The following is a 15,938-nucleotide window of genomic DNA, read 5'->3' as shown; positions in this document are numbered from 1 at the left end:
GGCGCGGGGGCCGGCACGCCGTGGCGTACCGGCCCCCGCAGGCCAGAGCGTCGGTCATCTGACAAATTCGGCGGCACCGGTGGCCAGGTCGAGCAGCGGCGCCGGGGCGACGCCGAGGACCAGGGTGGCGATCACGCCGATCATCAGCGCGGCCGAGGTCAGCCCGCCCGGCACGGCGACGGTCGGCGTCGACTCGCCCGGCTCGGAGAGCCACATCATCACCACGACCCGCAGGTACGGGAAGGCCAGCACCATGCTGGTCAGCACGCCGGCGATCACCAGCCACGCCTGCCCGCCGTCGAGCGCCGGCCCGAAGACCGCGAACTTGCTCGTGAAGCCGCTGGTCAGCGGGATGCCGGCGAAGGCGAGCAGGATGAAGGTGAAGACGCCGGCGTAGAACGGCGAACGCCGCCCCAGCCCGGCCCAGCGGGACAGGTGGGTGGCCTCCCCGTCGGCGTCGCGCACCAGGGTCACCACGGCGAACGCGGCGAGCACCGAGAAGCCGTACGCGACCAGGTAGAACATCGTCCCCGAGACGCCGTCGGCGCTCGGCGCCAGCACGCCCACCAGCAGGTAGCCGGCGTTGGCGATCGAGGAGTACGCCAGCAGCCGCTTGATGTCGGTCTGGGTGACCGCCAGCACCGCGCCGACAAGCATGGTCAGCACCGCCACCGCGCCGAGGACCGGGGTGAAGTCCCATCGCGCCCCGTCGAAGGCGACGTGGAACACCCGCAGCAGGGCGCCGAACGCGGCGACCTTGGTGCAGGCGGCCATGAAGCCGGTGATCGGGGTCGGCGCGCCCTGGTAGACGTCCGGCGTCCAGACGTGGAACGGGGCGGCCGCGGCCTTGAAGAGCAGACCGATGGCGAGCATCGCCATGCCGGCGAAGAGCAGCACCGGGCTGGCCGGGGAGTTCGCCACGGCCGCGTGGACGGTGGCGAAGTCGACGCCCGCCTGCCGGCCCGGGACGCCCGCGGTGAAGCCGTACACCAGGGCCACGCCGAACAGGAAGAAGGCCGAGGCGTACGCGCCGAGCATGAAGTACTTCAGCGCGGCCTCCTGGCTCAGCAGCCGCCGGCGGCGGGCCAGCGCGCAGAGCAGGTACAGCGGCAGCGAGAAGACCTCGAGCGCGATGAACATGGTCAGCAGGTCGTTCGCCGCCACGAAGATCAGCATGCCGCCGATCGCGAACGTGGTCAGCGGGTAGACCTCGGTGAGGCCGTTCTTGCCCTCGGCCTGCCGACGGTCGTCGGCCGACTCGGCGGTGACCGCGGCCTGGGCGACGAACGCCCCGCCCCGCTCCACCGAGCGCTCGCCGATGAGCAGCAGCGCCATCGCGGCGAGGACCAGGATCGCGCCCTGGAGGAAGAGCGTCGGCCCGTCGACCGCGATCGCCCCGCCGATGGTGATCGACCGCTCGTCCGCCGCCAGCACCACCATCGTCAGCGCGGCGAGCACCGCCAGCAGGGCCAACGAGAGCTGCACCACGTGCCGGAGCCGGCGGGGCACGAACGCCTCGACCAGCACGCCGAGCAGCGCGGCACCCAGCATGATCAGGGTCGGCGCGAGCGCCGCGTAGTCGATCGACGGCAGTTTCAGCTCATTCACTTTGCCGCCTCCTGGACGGTGCCGCCCGAGGTCGGGGCGGGGTCGGTCCTGCCGATGTCCTGCATGGTCGCCTGCACTGCCGGGTTGATCACGTCGGTCACCGGCTTCGGGTAGAAGCCGAGCAGCACGATCAGCACGATCAGCGGGGCGACCACGAACTTCTCGCGCAGGTTGAGGTCCCGCCGCATGCCGTCGACCTCGGTCAGCGCCGGATTGAGCGTGCCCTGCGTGGTGCGCTGCACCATCCACAGCACGTACGCGGCGGCCAGGATGATGCCGAGCGTCGCGATCACCGCGACCGGCTTGTTCACCGTGAACGTGCCGATCAGCACCAGGAACTCGGAGACGAACGGCGCGGTGCCCGGCAGCGCGAGCGAGGCCAGACCGGCGAAGAAGAGCACCCCGGCCAGGAGCGGCACCAGCTTGCCGGCGCCGCCGAAGTCGCTGATCAGCGCCGAGCCGCGCCGGGCGATGAGCATGCCCACCACCAGGAAGAGCAGGCCGGTGGCGAGGCCGTGGTTGAGCATGTAGAGCACCGCGCCGGTGCCCGCCTGGGTGGTGAAGGCGAAGATGCCCACCCCGATGAAGCCGAAGTGCGCGATCGACGTGTACGACACCAGCCGCTTGAGGTCGTTCTGGCCCACCGCCAGCAGCGCGGCGTAGATGATGCCGATCAGGCCCAGCGCCAGCGCCCACGGGGCGAACCACTTGGCCGCGTCCGGGAACAGCGGCAGGCAGTAGCGCAGGATGCCGAACGTGCCGACCTTGTCGAGCACGCCGACGAGCAGCGCCGCCGCGCCGGCCGGGGCCGCGCCACCGGCGTCCGGCAGCCAGGTGTGGAACGGGAAGAACGGCGCCTTGATCGCGAACGCGAGGAAGAAGCCGAGGAACAGCCAGCGCTCCGTGCCGGTGGAGATATCCACCTGGGACAGCGCCTGCCAGTCGAAGGTCTTCCCGCCGACGACCCAGAGGCCGATCACCGCGGCGAGCATGAACAGGCCGCCGACGAGCGAGTAGAGGAAGAACTTCACCGCCGCGTACTGCCGCTGGTGGCCGCCGTAGCTGCCGATGAGGAAGTACATCGGCACCAGCATGACCTCGAAGAACACGTAGAACAGGAAGACGTCGGCGGCGGCGAAGACGCCGATCATCGTGCACTCGAGGACGAGCAGCAGCGCGAAGTAGACCGGCACCGACCGCTTCGACGACTCGGCGTCGTGCCAGGACGCCAGGATCACCAGCGGCACCAGCACCGCGATCAGCATCAGCATGACCAGCGCGATGCCGTCGGCGGCGAAGGTGAAGCTGACGCCCCAGTTCGGGATCCACGGGTACGACTCGCGGAACTGGAAGCGGTCACCGCCGACCTGGAAGGTCACCCACATGACCACCGACAGCGCCAGCACCAGCAGCGACCAGCCGAGCGCCACCTGCTTGGCCAGTTCCGGCCGGCTGCGCGGCAGGAAGGCCACCACCAGGGCACCGACCAGCGGCGCCACGGTGAGCACCGAGAGGAACGGGAAGTCGGACATTATGCGGCCTTACCTCCGTCGTCACTGCGCGGTCCGCCGACGACGGCCGCCTGGAAGAGGTCGATCACGCCAGCCACCCCGCCTCGACGGCCAGGAACGCCGCCACCACCAGCAGCGCGCCGGCCAGGATCGAGGTGGCGTACGACCGGACGAAGCCCGTCTGGAGCCGCCGGAGCCGGCCCGAGCCGCCACCGATCCCCGCCGCGAGGCCGTTGACCAGCCCGTCGACGCCCCGGTTGTCCAGGTAGACCAGCGCCCGGGTGAGGAAGATGCCCGGCTTCTCGAAGACCGCCTCGTTGAACGCGTCGGTGTAGAGGTTGCGCCGGGCGGCGGTGACCAGCACCCCGGCCGGCTGCGGCGCGGTGGCCGTGCCGCCCCGGAACAGGAACCAGGCGAGCCCGGCACCGAGCACGGTGACCAGGATCGACAGGATCGTGACCACGGCGTGCGAGAGCACCGGGTGGTGCTCGGCCTCCTGGCCGCCCAGCCCGGCGGTGGCGGTCAGCCAGTCCGGCACCGAGGTGGAGAGCAGGTAGCCGGCCCCGACGGAGCCGATCGCCAGCAGGACCAGCGGGACGGTCATCAGCTTCGGCGACTCGTGCGGGTGCTCGATGTCCTCCGTCCAGCGCTTCGGGCCGTGGAAGGTGAGCACGAAGAGCCGGGTCATGTAGAACGCGGTCAGCCCGGCGCCGAGCAGGGCCGCGCCGCCGAAGAGCCAGGCGGTCCAGTCCTCCCGCCCGAACGCGGCCACGATGATCGGCTCCTTGGAGAAGTAGCCGGACAGCGGCGGGATGCCGATGATGGCGAGCCAGCCCATCATGAACGTCAGCCAGGTGACCTTCATGTGCTTCGAGAGGCCACCGAAGCGGCGGATGTCGACCTGGTCGTTCATGCCGTGCATGACCGAGCCGGCGCCGAGGAACATGTTGGCCTTGAAGAAGCCGTGCGCCAGCAGGTGGATGATGGCCAGCGCGTACGCGCCCCCACCGAGGCCGACGCCGACGAACATGTAGCCGATCTGGCTCACCGTCGACCAGGCCAGCACCCGCTTGATGTCGTCCTTGGCCGCGCCGATGACGCAGCCGATCAGCAGGGTCAGCGCGCCGACGCTCACCACCACGAGCTGGAGGGTGGAGTTGGCCGAGAAGATCGGGTTGGAGCGGGCGATCAGGTAGACGCCCGCCGTGACCATGGTGGCGGCGTGGATGAGCGCCGACACCGGGGTCGGACCCTCCATCGCGTCCGGCAGCCACGCCTGGAGCGGGAACTGGCCGGACTTGCCGGTCGCGCCGAGCAGCAGCAGCAGGCCGAGCACCAGCACCGTGGTCGCGGTCAGCGAGCCGACGCCGTTGAAGACCTCGTCGTACTGGGTGGTGCCGAGGGTGGCGAACATGATGAAGATGCCGATCGCCAGGCCGGCGTCGCCGACCCGGTTCATCAGGAACGCCTTCTTGCCGGCCGTGGCGGCGCTCGGCCGCTCGTACCAGAAGGAGATCAGCAGGTACGACGCCAGACCGACGCCCTCCCAGCCGAAGTAGAGCATCACGTAGTTGTTGCCGAGCACCAGCAGGAGCATGGCGGCGACGAACAGGTTGAAGTACCCGAAGAACCGCCGGCGCCCCGCGTCGTGCGCCATGTACTCGACCGCGTAGAGGTGGATCAGGAAACCCACCCCGGTGATCAGCAGCACGAAGACGGCGGCCAGCGGGTCGAAGAGCAGGCCGAAGTCCACCCGCAGGTCGCCGACCGTGATGAAGTCCCACAGGCTCAGCTCGACCGACTTGTTCTCCAGGCCACGCAGCTGGAAGAAGTAGGTCAGGCCCAGCACGAACGCGGCGCCGATGGCGGCCACGCCGAGCCAGTGCCCCCAGCGGTCCGCCCGCCGGCCGAGCAGCAGCAGGATCGCCGCGCTGACCAGCGGGATCGCCACCAGCAGCCAGACGCTGCCCAGCAGCCCGTCCGCCGTCGCGTACGCGACGGTGCCCGCCGGCTCAGCCGGGGCGTTCGTCAGAATCGTTCCCACCGCAGGACCCCTCAGTACTTCAGCAGGTTGGCGTCGTCGACGCTCGCGGAGCGCCGGGTCCGGAAGATCGCCATGATGATCGCGAGCCCGACCACGACCTCGGCCGCCGCGACCACCATCACGAAGAACGCCATGATCTGGCCGTTGAGGTCACCGTTGATCCGGCTGAAGGTGACCAGCATCAGGTTGGCCGCGTTGAGCATCAGCTCGATGCACATGAACAGCACGATCGCGTTGCGCCGGATCAGCACACCGGCCGCGCCGATGGTGAACAGCACCGCGGCCAGCACCAGGTAGTAGTCGGGCGTCATTTCTCGGTCCCCTTCAGCGAGGTCTCCCGGTCGGTGAGCTCGCGTACCGGCAGGATGTCGGGGGTGCTCACCTCGGTCAGCCGGCCGTCGGGCAGGCGCGCCGGGGTGGCCACCGAGGACGAGGTCGCGTAGACGCCCGGGCCGGGCTTCGGACCGGGGTAGTTGCCCGGGGCGAAGCGCGCCCGCATGGTCGTCGGCTGGTCCAGCTTGTCCTGCTTGCGCCGCTCGATGTGCGCCAGCACCATCGCGCCGACCGCGGCGGTGATGAGCAGCGCCGAGGTGAGCTCGAACGCGAAGACGTACTTGGTGAAGAGCAGCCGGGCGATGCCCTGCACGTTGCCCTCGGCGTTGGCCTGCTCCAGGCCGACGGCCGTGGTGCCCTCCAGCGCGCGCCAGAGCCCGCCGCCGACGAGGCCGGCGAAGCCGAGCCCGAGCACCACCGCCGCGACCCGCTGGCCGCGGAGCGTCTCGATCAGCGAGTCCGAGGCGTCCCGGCCCACCAGCATCAGCACGAACAGGAAGAGCATCATGATCGCGCCGGTGTAGACGATGATCTGCACCATGCCGATGAACGGCCCGGCCTGGAGCACGTAGAACACGCCCAGGCAGAGCATGGTCAGCACCAGCCAGAGCGCCGAGTGCACGGCGTTGCGCGCCGCGACCATCCCGATCGCGCCGATCAGCGCCAGCGGGGCCAGGATCCAGAACGTCACCTGCTCCCCGCCGGAGACCTCGCCCGCCGCGGCGAGCACCGTCTGCGTGGTCATGCTCCGTCCCCCTTGGCGGCCGCCGCCCGCTGGGCGTGCTGCTCGGCGCCGGGGAAGGTCACACCGGGGTGCTCCTCCACCTGGTACCGGCCCGGGTTGTTGGCCGAGTGCTCCGCGCCGGCCGAGGTGCCCGGGTTGGTCAGCGCCCCCACGTAGTAGTCCTTCTCGCTGTCGCCCAGCCGCATCGGGTGCGGCGGCTGCTCCATGCCCGGCAGCAGCGGCGCGAGCAACTGCTCCTTCGTGAAGATCAGATCCTGCCGGCTGTCCCGGGCCAGCTCGTACTCGTTGCTCATCGTCAGCGAGCGGGTCGGGCAGGCCTCGATGCAGAGCCCGCAGAAGATGCAGCGGGCGTAGTTGATCTGGTAGATGCTGGCGTACCGCTCACCCGGCGAGAAGCGCTGCTCGTCGGTGTTGTCGCCGCCCTCGACGTAGATCGCGTCGGCCGGGCAGGCCCAGGCGCACAGCTCGCAGCCGATGCACTTCTCCAGCCCGTCGGGGTGCCGGTTGAGGATGTGCCGCCCGTGGTAGCGCGGCGCCGACACCGGCGGCTTGAACGGGTAGTCGGTGGTGACGACCTTCTTGAACATGTGCGAGAAGGTGACACCGAAGCCCTTGAACGTTCCGGTGATCGCGCCCACGTCACACCTCCCTGGAGTCCGAGCCGGCGGCGATGTTGGCCGGCTCCCGCTCGGCGACCACGCGCCTGGTGCGCGGGCTCGGTGGTACCTGCAGGTCCATCGGGGGCAGCGGGAAGCTCCCGTGCGGCCGGTTGTCGACCTGTTCCTGGACGGTGGGCTTCGGCTGCGGCTTCCGGCTCGGCCACAGCAGCGTGGCGAGCAGCAGGATGCCGGCGGGGATGCCGACCGCGATCAGCTTGCTGCGCGAGTCCCAGTCCTCGATCGAGCGCAGGCCGGCCAGGACCAGGATCCAGGCCAGGTTGATCGGGAGCAGCACCTTCCAGCCGAAGCGCATGAACTGGTCGTAGCGCAGCCGGGGCAGCGTGCCCCGCAGCCAGACGAAGACGAAGACCAGCAGGACGACCTTGGCGAAGAACCAGAGCATCGGCCACCAGCCGGAGTTCGCGCCGGCCCAGATGGTGGTGATCGGCGCCGGGGCCCGCCAGCCGCCCAGGAAGAGCGTCGTGGTGACCGCGGACATGGTGACCATCGAGACGTACTCGCTGAGCATGAAGAGCGCGAACTTCAGCGAGCTGTATTCCGTCATGAAGCCCGCGACCAGCTCGGACTCCGCCTCGGGCAGGTCGAACGGCGCGCGGTTGGTCTCGCCGACCGTGGCGATGAAGAAGATGACGAAGCTGGGCAGCAGCAGGATCGCGTACCAGCCGGGGGCCGGGACCTCGACGCCCGCGATGCTCAGCCGGGTGCCGTCCGCCTGGGCGGCGACGATCCCACTGGTGGACATCGTGCCGGCGGTCATGAAGACCGCCACGATGCTCAGGCCCATCGCGACCTCGTACGAGATCATCTGGGCGGTGGAGCGCAGGCCGCCGAGCAGCGGGTAGGTCGAGCCGGAGGCCCAGCCGCCGAGCACGATGCCGTAGATGCCCATCGACGAGCAGACCAGCAGCACCAGCACCGCCACCGGCACGTCGGTGACCTGCAGCGGCGTCCAGTGGCCGAAGATGCTCACCATCGGGCCGAACGGCACCACCGACAGCGCGGTGACCGCGCAGATCACCGAGATGGTCGGGGCGAAGAAGTAGACGACCTTGTCGGCCGCCTTCGGCAGGATGTCCTCCTTGAAGGCCATCTTCAGGCCGTCGGCGAGGGTCTGCAGCAGGCCGAACGGGCCGACCTGGTTGGGGCCGGGCCGCACGGCCATGCGACCCACGACCCGCCGCTCGAACCAGACGCCGAGCAGGGTGGCGAGCAGACCGAAGACGAAGGCGAAGACGATCTTGCCGAGGACCAGCCACCAGGGGTCCCGGCCGAAGTCGGCCAGCGTCGGATCCTGGGCCAGGTAGACCGCGTTCACTGGATTGCACCCCCTGCGTTGAGGAGCGGGCCCGGACGGCCGGCCGCGTCCGCGGCGACCTCTCCGGCCTCCGGCGCCGCCCCGGTCCGGGCGGGAGCGGAGATCCGGACGACCGCGCCGGACGTCGCGCCGAGGCTGCGCCGCACGGTCGAGCCGGGCGAGTTGGTCGGCAGCCAGACGACGCCGTCCGGCATCTCGGTGATCGCCGCCGGCAGGGTCAGCGCCCCCCGGTCGGTGCCCACCGTCACCGGGTCGCCGTCGGCGACGCCGAGCGCCTCCGCGGTGCCCTTGCCCAGCCGGACCACCGGCGGGCGGGCGGTGCCCGCGAGGTGCTCGTCGCCGTCGGTGAGGCTGCCCAGGTCGACCAGCTGGTGCCAGGTCGCCAGCACAGCCTCGCCGGCGCCCGGCTGCGGCACCGCGGCCGGCTCCACCGCCGGGGCGGCGGGCCGGTCGGTGCGGGTGCGCGGCAGCGCGCCCAGCTCGCGGCGGACGCTGAGCACGTCGCCGGTGCCGAGCTGCACGTCGAGCTGCGCGGCGAGCGCGTCCAGCACCCGGCCGTCGGTCATCGCGGCGGTCCGCAGCACCGCCTCGAAGGTGCGCAGCCGGCCCTCCCAGTCCAGGAAGCTGCCGGCCTTCTCGGCCACCGGGGCCACCGGGAAGACCACGTCGGCCCGGCGGGCCACCGCGCTCATCCGCTGCTCCAGGCTGACCAGGAACGGCACCGCGTCGAGGGCCGCCTCGGCCAGCCGCGGGTCGGCCAGGTCGGCCGGGTCGACCCCGGCCACCACCAGCGCGCCGAGCTGGCCGCCGGCGGCGGCGGCGAGGATGCCGTCGGTGTCCCGGCCGGCCTGGCTCGGGATCACCCCGGCCGCGATGTCCCACGCCTCGCCCAGCTCGGCCCGGGCGGCGGGCTCGGTGACCAGGCGGCCGCCGGGGAGCATGTTGGGCAGGCAGCCCGCGTCGACCGCGCCGCGGTCACCCGCGCGCCGCGGCACCCAGGCCAGCTTCGCGCCGGTACGCCGGGCGACGTCGGCCGCCGCGGAGAGGCCGCCCGGCACGCTCGCCAGCCGCTCGCCGACGATCAGGATCGCGCCCTCGGCGCTCAGCGCCTCGGCGACCGTGGCGTGCTCGGCGAGCACGGTCGCCTCCTCGCCCGGCACCACCCGGGCCAGCTTGGCGCCGAGCTTCTCCAGGCCGCGGGTGGCGAACGGCGCGATCGCGTACACCGTCAGCTTCTTCTTGAGGTACGCCTTGCGCAGCCGCAGGAAGAGGATCGGGCACTCCTCCTCCGGCTCCAGCCCGACCAGCACCACGGCCGGCGCCTTCTCCACGTCGGCGTACGTGACGTCCGTGACCCCGGCGACCGAGCTGGCCAGGAAGTCGGTCTCCTCGCGGGAGACCGGCCGGGCCCGGAAGTCGATGTCGTTGGTGTTCAGGGCGACCCGGGCGAACTTCGCGTACGCGTAGGCGTCCTCGACGGTCAGCCGGCCGCCGGTCAGCACCGCCGTGCCCTGGCCGTCCCGCGCCGCGCGCAGCCCCTCGGCGGCGACGGCCAGCGCCTCGCTCCACGACGCCTCGCGCAGCTCGCCGGTGCGCTCGTCGCGGACCAGCGGGGTGGTGAGCCGGTCGAAGGCGCGGGTGTACTGGAAGCCCCACCGCCCCTTGTCGCAGTTCCACTCCTCGTTGACCTGCGGGTCGTCGCCGGCCAGCCGGCGCAGCACCTTGCCCCGCCGCCAGTCGGTGCGCTGGGCGCACCCGGCCGAGCAGTGCTCGCACACGCTCGGTGTGGAGACCAGGTCGAACGGGCGGGCACGGAACCGGTACTGCGTGCCGGTCAGCGCACCGACCGGGCAGATCTGCACCGTGTTCCCGGAGAAGTACGAGTTGAACGGCACGTCACCCGCGTCGCCCTCCTCGCCGTACTCCTCGTCCCGGTAGATGTTGATCTCCTCGGCGGACGACCGGCCCATCAGGTCGATGAACTTGTCGCCGGCGATCTCCTCGGAGAACCGGGTGCAGCGCTGGCAGAGCACGCAGCGCTCGCGGTCGAGCAGCACCTGGGTGCTGATCGGCAGCGGCTTCGGGTACTCCCGCTTGTGCTCGTGGAACCGCGAGTCGGCGCGGCCGGTCGACATCGCCTGGTTCTGCAGCGGGCACTCGCCGCCCTTGTCGCACATGGGGCAGTCGAGCGGGTGGTTGAGCAGCAGCAGCTCCATGACCCCCTCCTGCGCCTTCTTGGCGACCGGGGAGGTGAGCTGCGTGCGTACCACCATGCCGTCGGCGACGGTCTGGGTGCAGGAGGCGACCGGCTTGCGCTGCCCCTCCACCTCGACCAGGCACTGCCGGCACGCGCCGGCCGGGGCCAGCAACGGGTGGTCGCAGAACCGGGGGATCTCGGTGCCCAGCTGCTCGGCGACCCGGATCAGCAGCGCCCCCTTCGGGGCGGTGACCTCGACGCCGTCGATGGTGAGGGTGACGGTCTCGGTCTGCTTGACGACGTCAGTCATTAGTGCGCTCCCACCAGCTGCTTGTCCGACAGCTTCGGCGCGGTACGTCCCTCGATGTAGTCGAGGTAGTCCTGCTTGAAGTACTTCAGCGACGAGGTCACCGAGCTGGTCGCACCGTCACCCAGGCCGCAGAACGAGCGGCCGAGGATGTTGTCGCAGGTGTCGAGCAGGGTGTCCAGGTCCTCGTGGGTGCCCTGGCCGGCGAGGATCCGCCGGTAGACCCGGACCATCCAGTAGTTGCCCTCGCGGCACGGGGTGCACTTGCCGCACGACTCGTGGTGGTAGAACTCCAGCCACCGGTAGGTCGCGTAGACCGGGCAGTCCTGGTCGGAGAAGATCTGGGTGGCCGTGGTGCCGAGGATCGAACCGGCCGCCGCCACCCCCTCGAAGTCCAGCGGCACGTCCAGGTGCTCGGCGGTGAGCAGCGGCGTCGACGAGCCGCCCGGCGTCCAGAACCTCAGGTTGTGGCCCGGCTGCATGCCGCCGGCCAGCTCGATCAGCTCCCGCAGGGTGACGCCCATGGTGCACTCGAACTGGCCGGGGTTGGCGACCCGGCCGGAGAGCGAGTAGATCATCGGGCCGGAGGACTTCTCCGTGCCCATGGTCTTCCACCAGTCCGCGCCGCCCAGCACGATGTACGGCACGCTCGCGATGGTGCCGACGTTGTTGACGACGGTCGGGCTCGCGTACAGGCCGTGGGTCGCCGGGAACGGCGGGCGCAGCCGGGGCTGGCCCCGGAAGCCCTCCAGCGAGTCCAGCAGCGCGGTCTCCTCGCCGCAGATGTACGCCCCGGCGCCCGAGTGCACCACCAGGTCCAGGTCGAAGCCGCTGCCCTGGATGTTCCGGCCGAGGTAGCCCCGGGCGTACGCCTCCTGCACGGCGTTGCGCAGCCGGCGCGCGGCGTGCACCGCCTCGCCCCGGATGTAGATGTAGGCGCGGCTGGCCCGGATCGCGTACGACGCGATGATCACGCCCTCGACGAGCGAGTGCGGGTCGTGCGTCATCAGCGGCAGGTCCTTGCAGGTGCCCGGCTCGCCCTCGTCGGCGTTGACCACGAGGTAGTGCGGCTTGCCGTCGCCCTGCGGGATGAACCCCCACTTGAGACCGGTCGGGAAGCCGGCGCCGCCGCGACCGCGCAGCCCGGAGTCCTTGACCAGCTGGATGAGGTCGTCCGGGTGGGCCTTGAGCGCCTTGCGCAGGGCCGCGTAGCCGTCGAGCTTCTCGTAGGTGCCGATCCGCCACGCGTCCGGCGACAGCCAGCGCTTGGTGAGCACCGGCGTCAGCTTGGCCAGGGTCTCCGGCCGGGGAGTGGTCACTTCTGGACCCCCGTCTCGCTCGCGCGGGCGGAGCCCGCGCCACCGGCGCCGGCCCCCGCCTCGGCTTCCTTGAGGTTGCGCTCCTGCGCCCCGGCCTCGTCGCCGGCGGGCTTGCCGTCGCCGGCCGGCGCGTTGGCCGCTGCTCCGGCGGCCTCCGCCGCCTGGGCGTCGCGGGGCGCCGGCGGCACGCTGTCGGCGGGGACCTTCGTGCCGGGGGCGTCCGACACGGCCGTCCGCGCGTCCGGCTGGCGGGTCTCGGCGGCCCGCACCTCGGGCGACTTGTCGTCCGGCGCCTTCACGTCCCGGGTGGTGCTGCCGGCTGCCTCGGCCGCCGGGGCCGGCTCGCCGGCGCCCGCCTTGCCGGCGGGCCCGGCGCCGTTGCCACTCGCGGCCGGGGCGGGAGCCGGCTTCGCGGCGGCCTCGCTCCTGGCCTTCGCCTCGGCGGCGGCCTTGTCGGCCTCGGCCTTGCTGCGGATCGGGGTGTTCGGGTCGAAGCCCGGCACCGAGATGCCGTGCTGCTGCGCCAGCCGCAGCCCGCGCAGGGTGGGCTCTCCCGGCCCGCCGTCGGCCACCGCGCCCTCGCGCTCGTCGGCGAAGCCGGCGAGCTGCACCGCCATCTCCTTGAGCGTGCAGAGCCGGGCGCCCCGGGTCGGCATCGGCCGGCCCCCGGCGCGCAGCTCGTCGACCACGCCGAGCGCGGTCTGCGGGTCCACTCCGTCGAAGAAGTCGTAGTTGACGGTCATCACCGGCCCGTAGTCGCAGGCCGCCAGGCACTCGGCGTGCTCCAGGGTGATCTTCCCGTCGGTGGTGGTCTCGTCGTGCCCCACGCCGAGGTGCTCGGCGAGGGTGTCGTAGACCTCCTGGCCGCCGAGCACGTTGCACATCGTGTTGGTGCACACGCTCACCAGGTAGTCGCCGGTCGGCCGGCGCTTGTACATGGTGTAAAAGGTGGCCACCGCGCCGACCTGGGCCTTGTTCAGGCCCAGCACCTCGGCGCAGAACTCCACGCCGGCCGGCGAGACGTAGCCCTCCTCGGCCTGCACCAGGTGCAGCAGCGGCAGCAGCGCCGACCGGGACCGGTCGGCCGGGTACCGGGCGATGATCTCCCGGGCCCGTTCGCGGGTCTCTTCGGTGAAAGCACTCATCGGTCACAACCACCCATCACGGGGTCCAGCGAGGCGCCGCCGGCGATCACGTCGGCGATCAGGCCGCCCTCGGCCATCGCCGGGAGGGCCTGGAGGTTGACGAAGCTCGGTTCGCGGTAGTGCACCCGGTACGGCCGGGTGCCACCGTCGGAGACGGCGTGCACGCCCAACTCGCCGCGCGGCGACTCGATGCCGACGTAGACCTGGCCCGGCGGCACCCGGAAGCCCTCGGTGACGAGCTTGAAGTGGTGGATCAGCGACTCCATCGACTGACCCATGATCTTCGCGACGTGCTCCAGCGAGTTGCCCATGCCGTCGACGCCGATGGCGAGCTGCGCCGGCCAGGCGATCTTCTTGTCGGCCACCATCACCGGGCCCGGCCGGAGCCGGTCCAGCGCCTGCTCGACGAGCTTGAGCGACTCCCGGATCTCGGCGAGCCGGACCAGGTAGCGGCCCCACACGTCGCCGTCGGTGTGCGTCGGCACGTCGAACTCGTACGTCTCGTAGCCGCAGTACGGCATCGTCTTGCGCAGGTCCCAGGCGAGGCCGGCGGAGCGCAGCACCGGGCCGGTCACGCCGAGCGCGAGGCAGCCGGTCACGTCGAGCACCGCGACGTTCTTCGTCCGCTCGAGCCAGATCGGCTGCCCGGAGAGCAGGTCCTCGTACTCCTTGAGCCGCTTCGGCAGCAGCTTCAGGAACTCGCGGATCTTCACGACCGCCTCGTCCGGCACGTCCTGGGCCACGCCGCCCGGCCGGACGTACGCGTGGTTCATCCGCAGCCCGGTGATGATCTCGAAGATCTCCAGGATGTACTCACGCTCGCGGAAGCCGTAGAGCATCATGTTGATCGCGCCCAGCTCCATGGCGGTGGTGGCCAGCCAGACCAGGTGCGAGGAGATCCGGTTCAGCTCCATCATCAGCACGCGGATGGTGGTCGCCCGCTCGGTGACCTGCTCCTCGATCCCGAGCAGCTTCTCCACCGCCAGCGCGTACGCCGTCTCGTTGAACAGCGGGGAGAGGTAGTCCATCCGGGTCACGAAGGTGCTGCCCTGGACCCAGTTGCGGTATTCGAGGTTCTTCTCGATGCCGGTGTGCAGGTAGCCGACGACCGAACGGGCCTCGCGGACCGTCTCGCCCTCCAGCTCCAGGATCAGCCGGAGCACGCCGTGCGTCGACGGGTGCTGCGGCCCCATGTTGACGACGATCCGCTCGTCGTTGATGGGGTCGGTGCCCGACACGACGCTGTCCCAGTCGCCACCGGTGACGGTGAAGACCTTGCCCTCGGTGGTGTCGCGCTCGGTGGCGTAGTTCGACGTGGTCACTGGTACGACCTCCGCTGGTCCGGCGGTGGAATTTCAGCGCCCTTGTACTCGACGGGCACGCCGCCGAGCGGGTAGTCCTTGCGCTGCGGGAAGCCCTCCCAGTCGTCCGGCATGAGGATCCGGGTCAGGCTGGGGTGGCCGTCGAAGACGACGCCGAACATGTCGTACGTCTCGCGCTCCTGCCAGTCCGCCGTCGGGTAGACCGAGGTGACGCTCGGCAGGTGCGGGTCCTCGGCGGGGACCGCGGCCTCCAGCCGCACGCGGCGGCGGTAGGTCATCGAGGTGAGCTGGTAGACGACGTGCAGCCGGCGGGAGTCGGCGCCCAGGTAGTCCACACCGGACACCGAGGAGCACAGCTCGAAGCGGAGGGCCAGGTCGTCCCGCATCACCTGGCAGACCTCGACGATCCGCTCGGGGCGTACGTGCAGGGTCAGCTCGCCCCGGTCGACCACGACCTTCTCGATGGCGTCGCCGAAGGCCGGGTATGCCTCCTCCAGCGCGTCGCGGACCTCGTCGAAGTAGCTCCCGTACGGCCGGGGGGCGTCCTCGATGGTCCGGCGCTGCCGGACCAGGCCGCCGAATCCGGAGACGTCGCCGGAGCCCTGGTTGCCGAACATGCCCCGGCCCGCCGGGCTGGCCGGCGGGTGCTCCGCCGGGGCCCCGCTGGTGGCGCCGGCCGGCGTCACCGGCACCGGCACGCCGCCGTCGTTCGCCTTGTGGTTAGGTGCGGTCACTTGACGCCCCCGTGCTGCAGGTGGTTCTGGGCCTTCATCCAGTTCTCGATCCGCAGCTGCTCCTCGCGGCCCTCGCGGACCGCCTTGGTCCACTCGGCCCGCCGGGCCTTGTCGCTGCGGTACGACGACGGCATCGAGCCGTACGGGACGACCGGGACGTCACCGCGCGCCTTGCGCGCCTCGAGCATCTTGCGGCCGTTCGGGCCGAGCGGCTCGTGCATGATCTTCTCGCGCAGCTTGAGGACCGCGTCGATGAGCATCTCGGGCCGGGGCGGGCAGCCGGGGAGGTACATGTCCACCGGGACGACGTGGTCGACGCCCTGCACGATGGCGTAGTTGTTGAACATGCCGCCGCTGCTGGCGCAGACGCCCATCGAGATGACCCAGCGGGGCTCCGCCATCTGGTCGTAGATCTGGCGCAGCACCGGGGCCATCTTCTGGCTCACCCGGCCGGCCACGATCATCAGGTCGGCCTGACGGGGCGAGGCCCGGAAGACCTCCATGCCCCAGCGACCCATGTCGTAGTGCGGGCCACCGGCGGCCATCATCTCGATCGCGCAGCAGGCCAGGCCGAAGGTGGCGCCCCAGACCGACGACTTCCGCGACCAGTTGACCAGCTTCTCCACCGAGGTGAGCAGGACACCGGCGGGGAGCTTCTCCTCGATACCCATCTGAGGT

The 15,938-nt window shown here is 71.2% G+C and carries 13 protein-coding genes; all 13 read right to left on the bottom strand.

Going from position 1 to position 15,938, the window contains the following annotated elements; genetic code table 11:
- Positions 1-54: 54 nt before the first annotated feature.
- The 13 genes from nuoN to ABZ793_RS05635 all read right to left on the bottom strand — a co-directional run bounded on the left by nuoN (position 55) and on the right by ABZ793_RS05635 (position 15,931).
- Entirely contained in the window at positions 55-1,608 is a 1,554-nt protein-coding gene (nuoN, locus tag ABZ793_RS05695) for an NADH-quinone oxidoreductase subunit NuoN (protein ID WP_357452446.1), read from the bottom strand.
- Complete coding sequence (locus ABZ793_RS05690; protein ID WP_350701863.1) at positions 1,605-3,140, bottom strand: NADH-quinone oxidoreductase subunit M; 1,536 nt, start codon at positions 3,138-3,140, stop codon at positions 1,605-1,607. The genes nuoN and ABZ793_RS05690 overlap by 4 nt, the downstream gene beginning before the upstream one ends.
- A 64-nt stretch (positions 3,141-3,204) precedes the next feature.
- Positions 3,205-5,163, bottom strand: a complete 1,959-nt coding sequence (gene nuoL / locus ABZ793_RS05685) for an NADH-quinone oxidoreductase subunit L (RefSeq protein WP_357452443.1) — start codon at positions 5,161-5,163, stop codon at positions 3,205-3,207.
- Between the two features lie 11 nt (positions 5,164-5,174).
- On the bottom strand, positions 5,175-5,474 hold the full coding sequence (gene nuoK / locus ABZ793_RS05680; RefSeq protein ID WP_350701867.1) for an NADH-quinone oxidoreductase subunit NuoK: 300 nt from the start codon (positions 5,472-5,474) through the stop codon (positions 5,175-5,177).
- Positions 5,471-6,241, bottom strand: a complete 771-nt coding sequence (locus ABZ793_RS05675; RefSeq protein ID WP_350701869.1) for an NADH-quinone oxidoreductase subunit J — start codon at positions 6,239-6,241, stop codon at positions 5,471-5,473. Before ABZ793_RS05675 ends, nuoK begins: the two co-directional genes overlap by 4 nt.
- Positions 6,238-6,879: an NADH-quinone oxidoreductase subunit NuoI gene (nuoI, locus tag ABZ793_RS05670; RefSeq protein ID WP_121397080.1), complete on the bottom strand. Its 642-nt coding sequence runs from the start codon at positions 6,877-6,879 to the stop codon at positions 6,238-6,240. The genes ABZ793_RS05675 and nuoI overlap by 4 nt, the downstream gene beginning before the upstream one ends.
- Position 6,880: 1 nt before the next feature.
- Entirely contained in the window at positions 6,881-8,236 is a 1,356-nt protein-coding gene (gene nuoH, locus ABZ793_RS05665) for an NADH-quinone oxidoreductase subunit NuoH (RefSeq protein ID WP_350701871.1), read from the bottom strand.
- On the bottom strand, positions 8,233-10,743 hold the full coding sequence (locus tag ABZ793_RS05660; protein ID WP_357452437.1) for an NADH-quinone oxidoreductase subunit G: 2,511 nt from the start codon (positions 10,741-10,743) through the stop codon (positions 8,233-8,235). Before ABZ793_RS05660 ends, nuoH begins: the two co-directional genes overlap by 4 nt.
- A complete protein-coding gene (gene nuoF, locus ABZ793_RS05655; protein WP_357452434.1) occupies positions 10,743-12,059 on the bottom strand; it encodes an NADH-quinone oxidoreductase subunit NuoF in 1,317 nt (438 codons plus the stop codon). The genes ABZ793_RS05660 and nuoF overlap by 1 nt, the downstream gene beginning before the upstream one ends.
- On the bottom strand, positions 12,056-13,204 hold the full coding sequence (gene nuoE / locus ABZ793_RS05650; protein ID WP_357452431.1) for an NADH-quinone oxidoreductase subunit NuoE: 1,149 nt from the start codon (positions 13,202-13,204) through the stop codon (positions 12,056-12,058). Before nuoE ends, nuoF begins: the two co-directional genes overlap by 4 nt.
- Positions 13,201-14,526, bottom strand: coding sequence for an NADH-quinone oxidoreductase subunit D (locus ABZ793_RS05645; RefSeq protein ID WP_357452428.1), 1,326 nt, complete (start codon positions 14,524-14,526; stop codon positions 13,201-13,203). The genes nuoE and ABZ793_RS05645 overlap by 4 nt, the downstream gene beginning before the upstream one ends.
- Entirely contained in the window at positions 14,523-15,260 is a 738-nt protein-coding gene (locus ABZ793_RS05640) for an NADH-quinone oxidoreductase subunit C (RefSeq protein ID WP_357452425.1), read from the bottom strand. Before ABZ793_RS05640 ends, ABZ793_RS05645 begins: the two co-directional genes overlap by 4 nt.
- Positions 15,257-15,931 (bottom strand): NADH-quinone oxidoreductase subunit B family protein, encoded by a 675-nt coding sequence (locus ABZ793_RS05635; RefSeq protein WP_357452422.1) that lies wholly within the window; start codon positions 15,929-15,931, stop codon positions 15,257-15,259. Before ABZ793_RS05635 ends, ABZ793_RS05640 begins: the two co-directional genes overlap by 4 nt.
- Between the last annotated feature and the right edge of the window lie 7 nt (positions 15,932-15,938).

The organism is Micromonospora sp. NPDC047465 (assembly GCF_040643125.1).
Classification (GTDB): Bacteria; Actinomycetota; Actinomycetes; order Mycobacteriales; family Micromonosporaceae; genus Micromonospora.
Note: the sequence above shows the minus strand (reverse complement) of the source record. Positions and strands in the feature narration are given on the sequence as shown.

Coding starts and splice junctions, on each gene's coding strand:
- ABZ793_RS05690 (WP_350701863.1), bottom strand. CDS start 3,140: ATGTCCGACTTCCCGTTCCTCTCGGTGCTCACCGTGGCGCCGCTGGTC.
- nuoK (WP_350701867.1), bottom strand. CDS start 5,474: ATGACGCCCGACTACTACCTGGTGCTGGCCGCGGTGCTGTTCACCATC.
- ABZ793_RS05675 (WP_350701869.1), bottom strand. CDS start 6,241: ATGACCACGCAGACGGTGCTCGCCGCGGCGGGCGAGGTCTCCGGCGGG.
- ABZ793_RS05660 (WP_357452437.1), bottom strand. CDS start 10,743: ATGACTGACGTCGTCAAGCAGACCGAGACCGTCACCCTCACCATCGAC.
- nuoE (WP_357452431.1), bottom strand. CDS start 13,204: ATGAGTGCTTTCACCGAAGAGACCCGCGAACGGGCCCGGGAGATCATC.
- ABZ793_RS05635 (WP_357452422.1), bottom strand. CDS start 15,931: ATGGGTATCGAGGAGAAGCTCCCCGCCGGTGTCCTGCTCACCTCGGTG.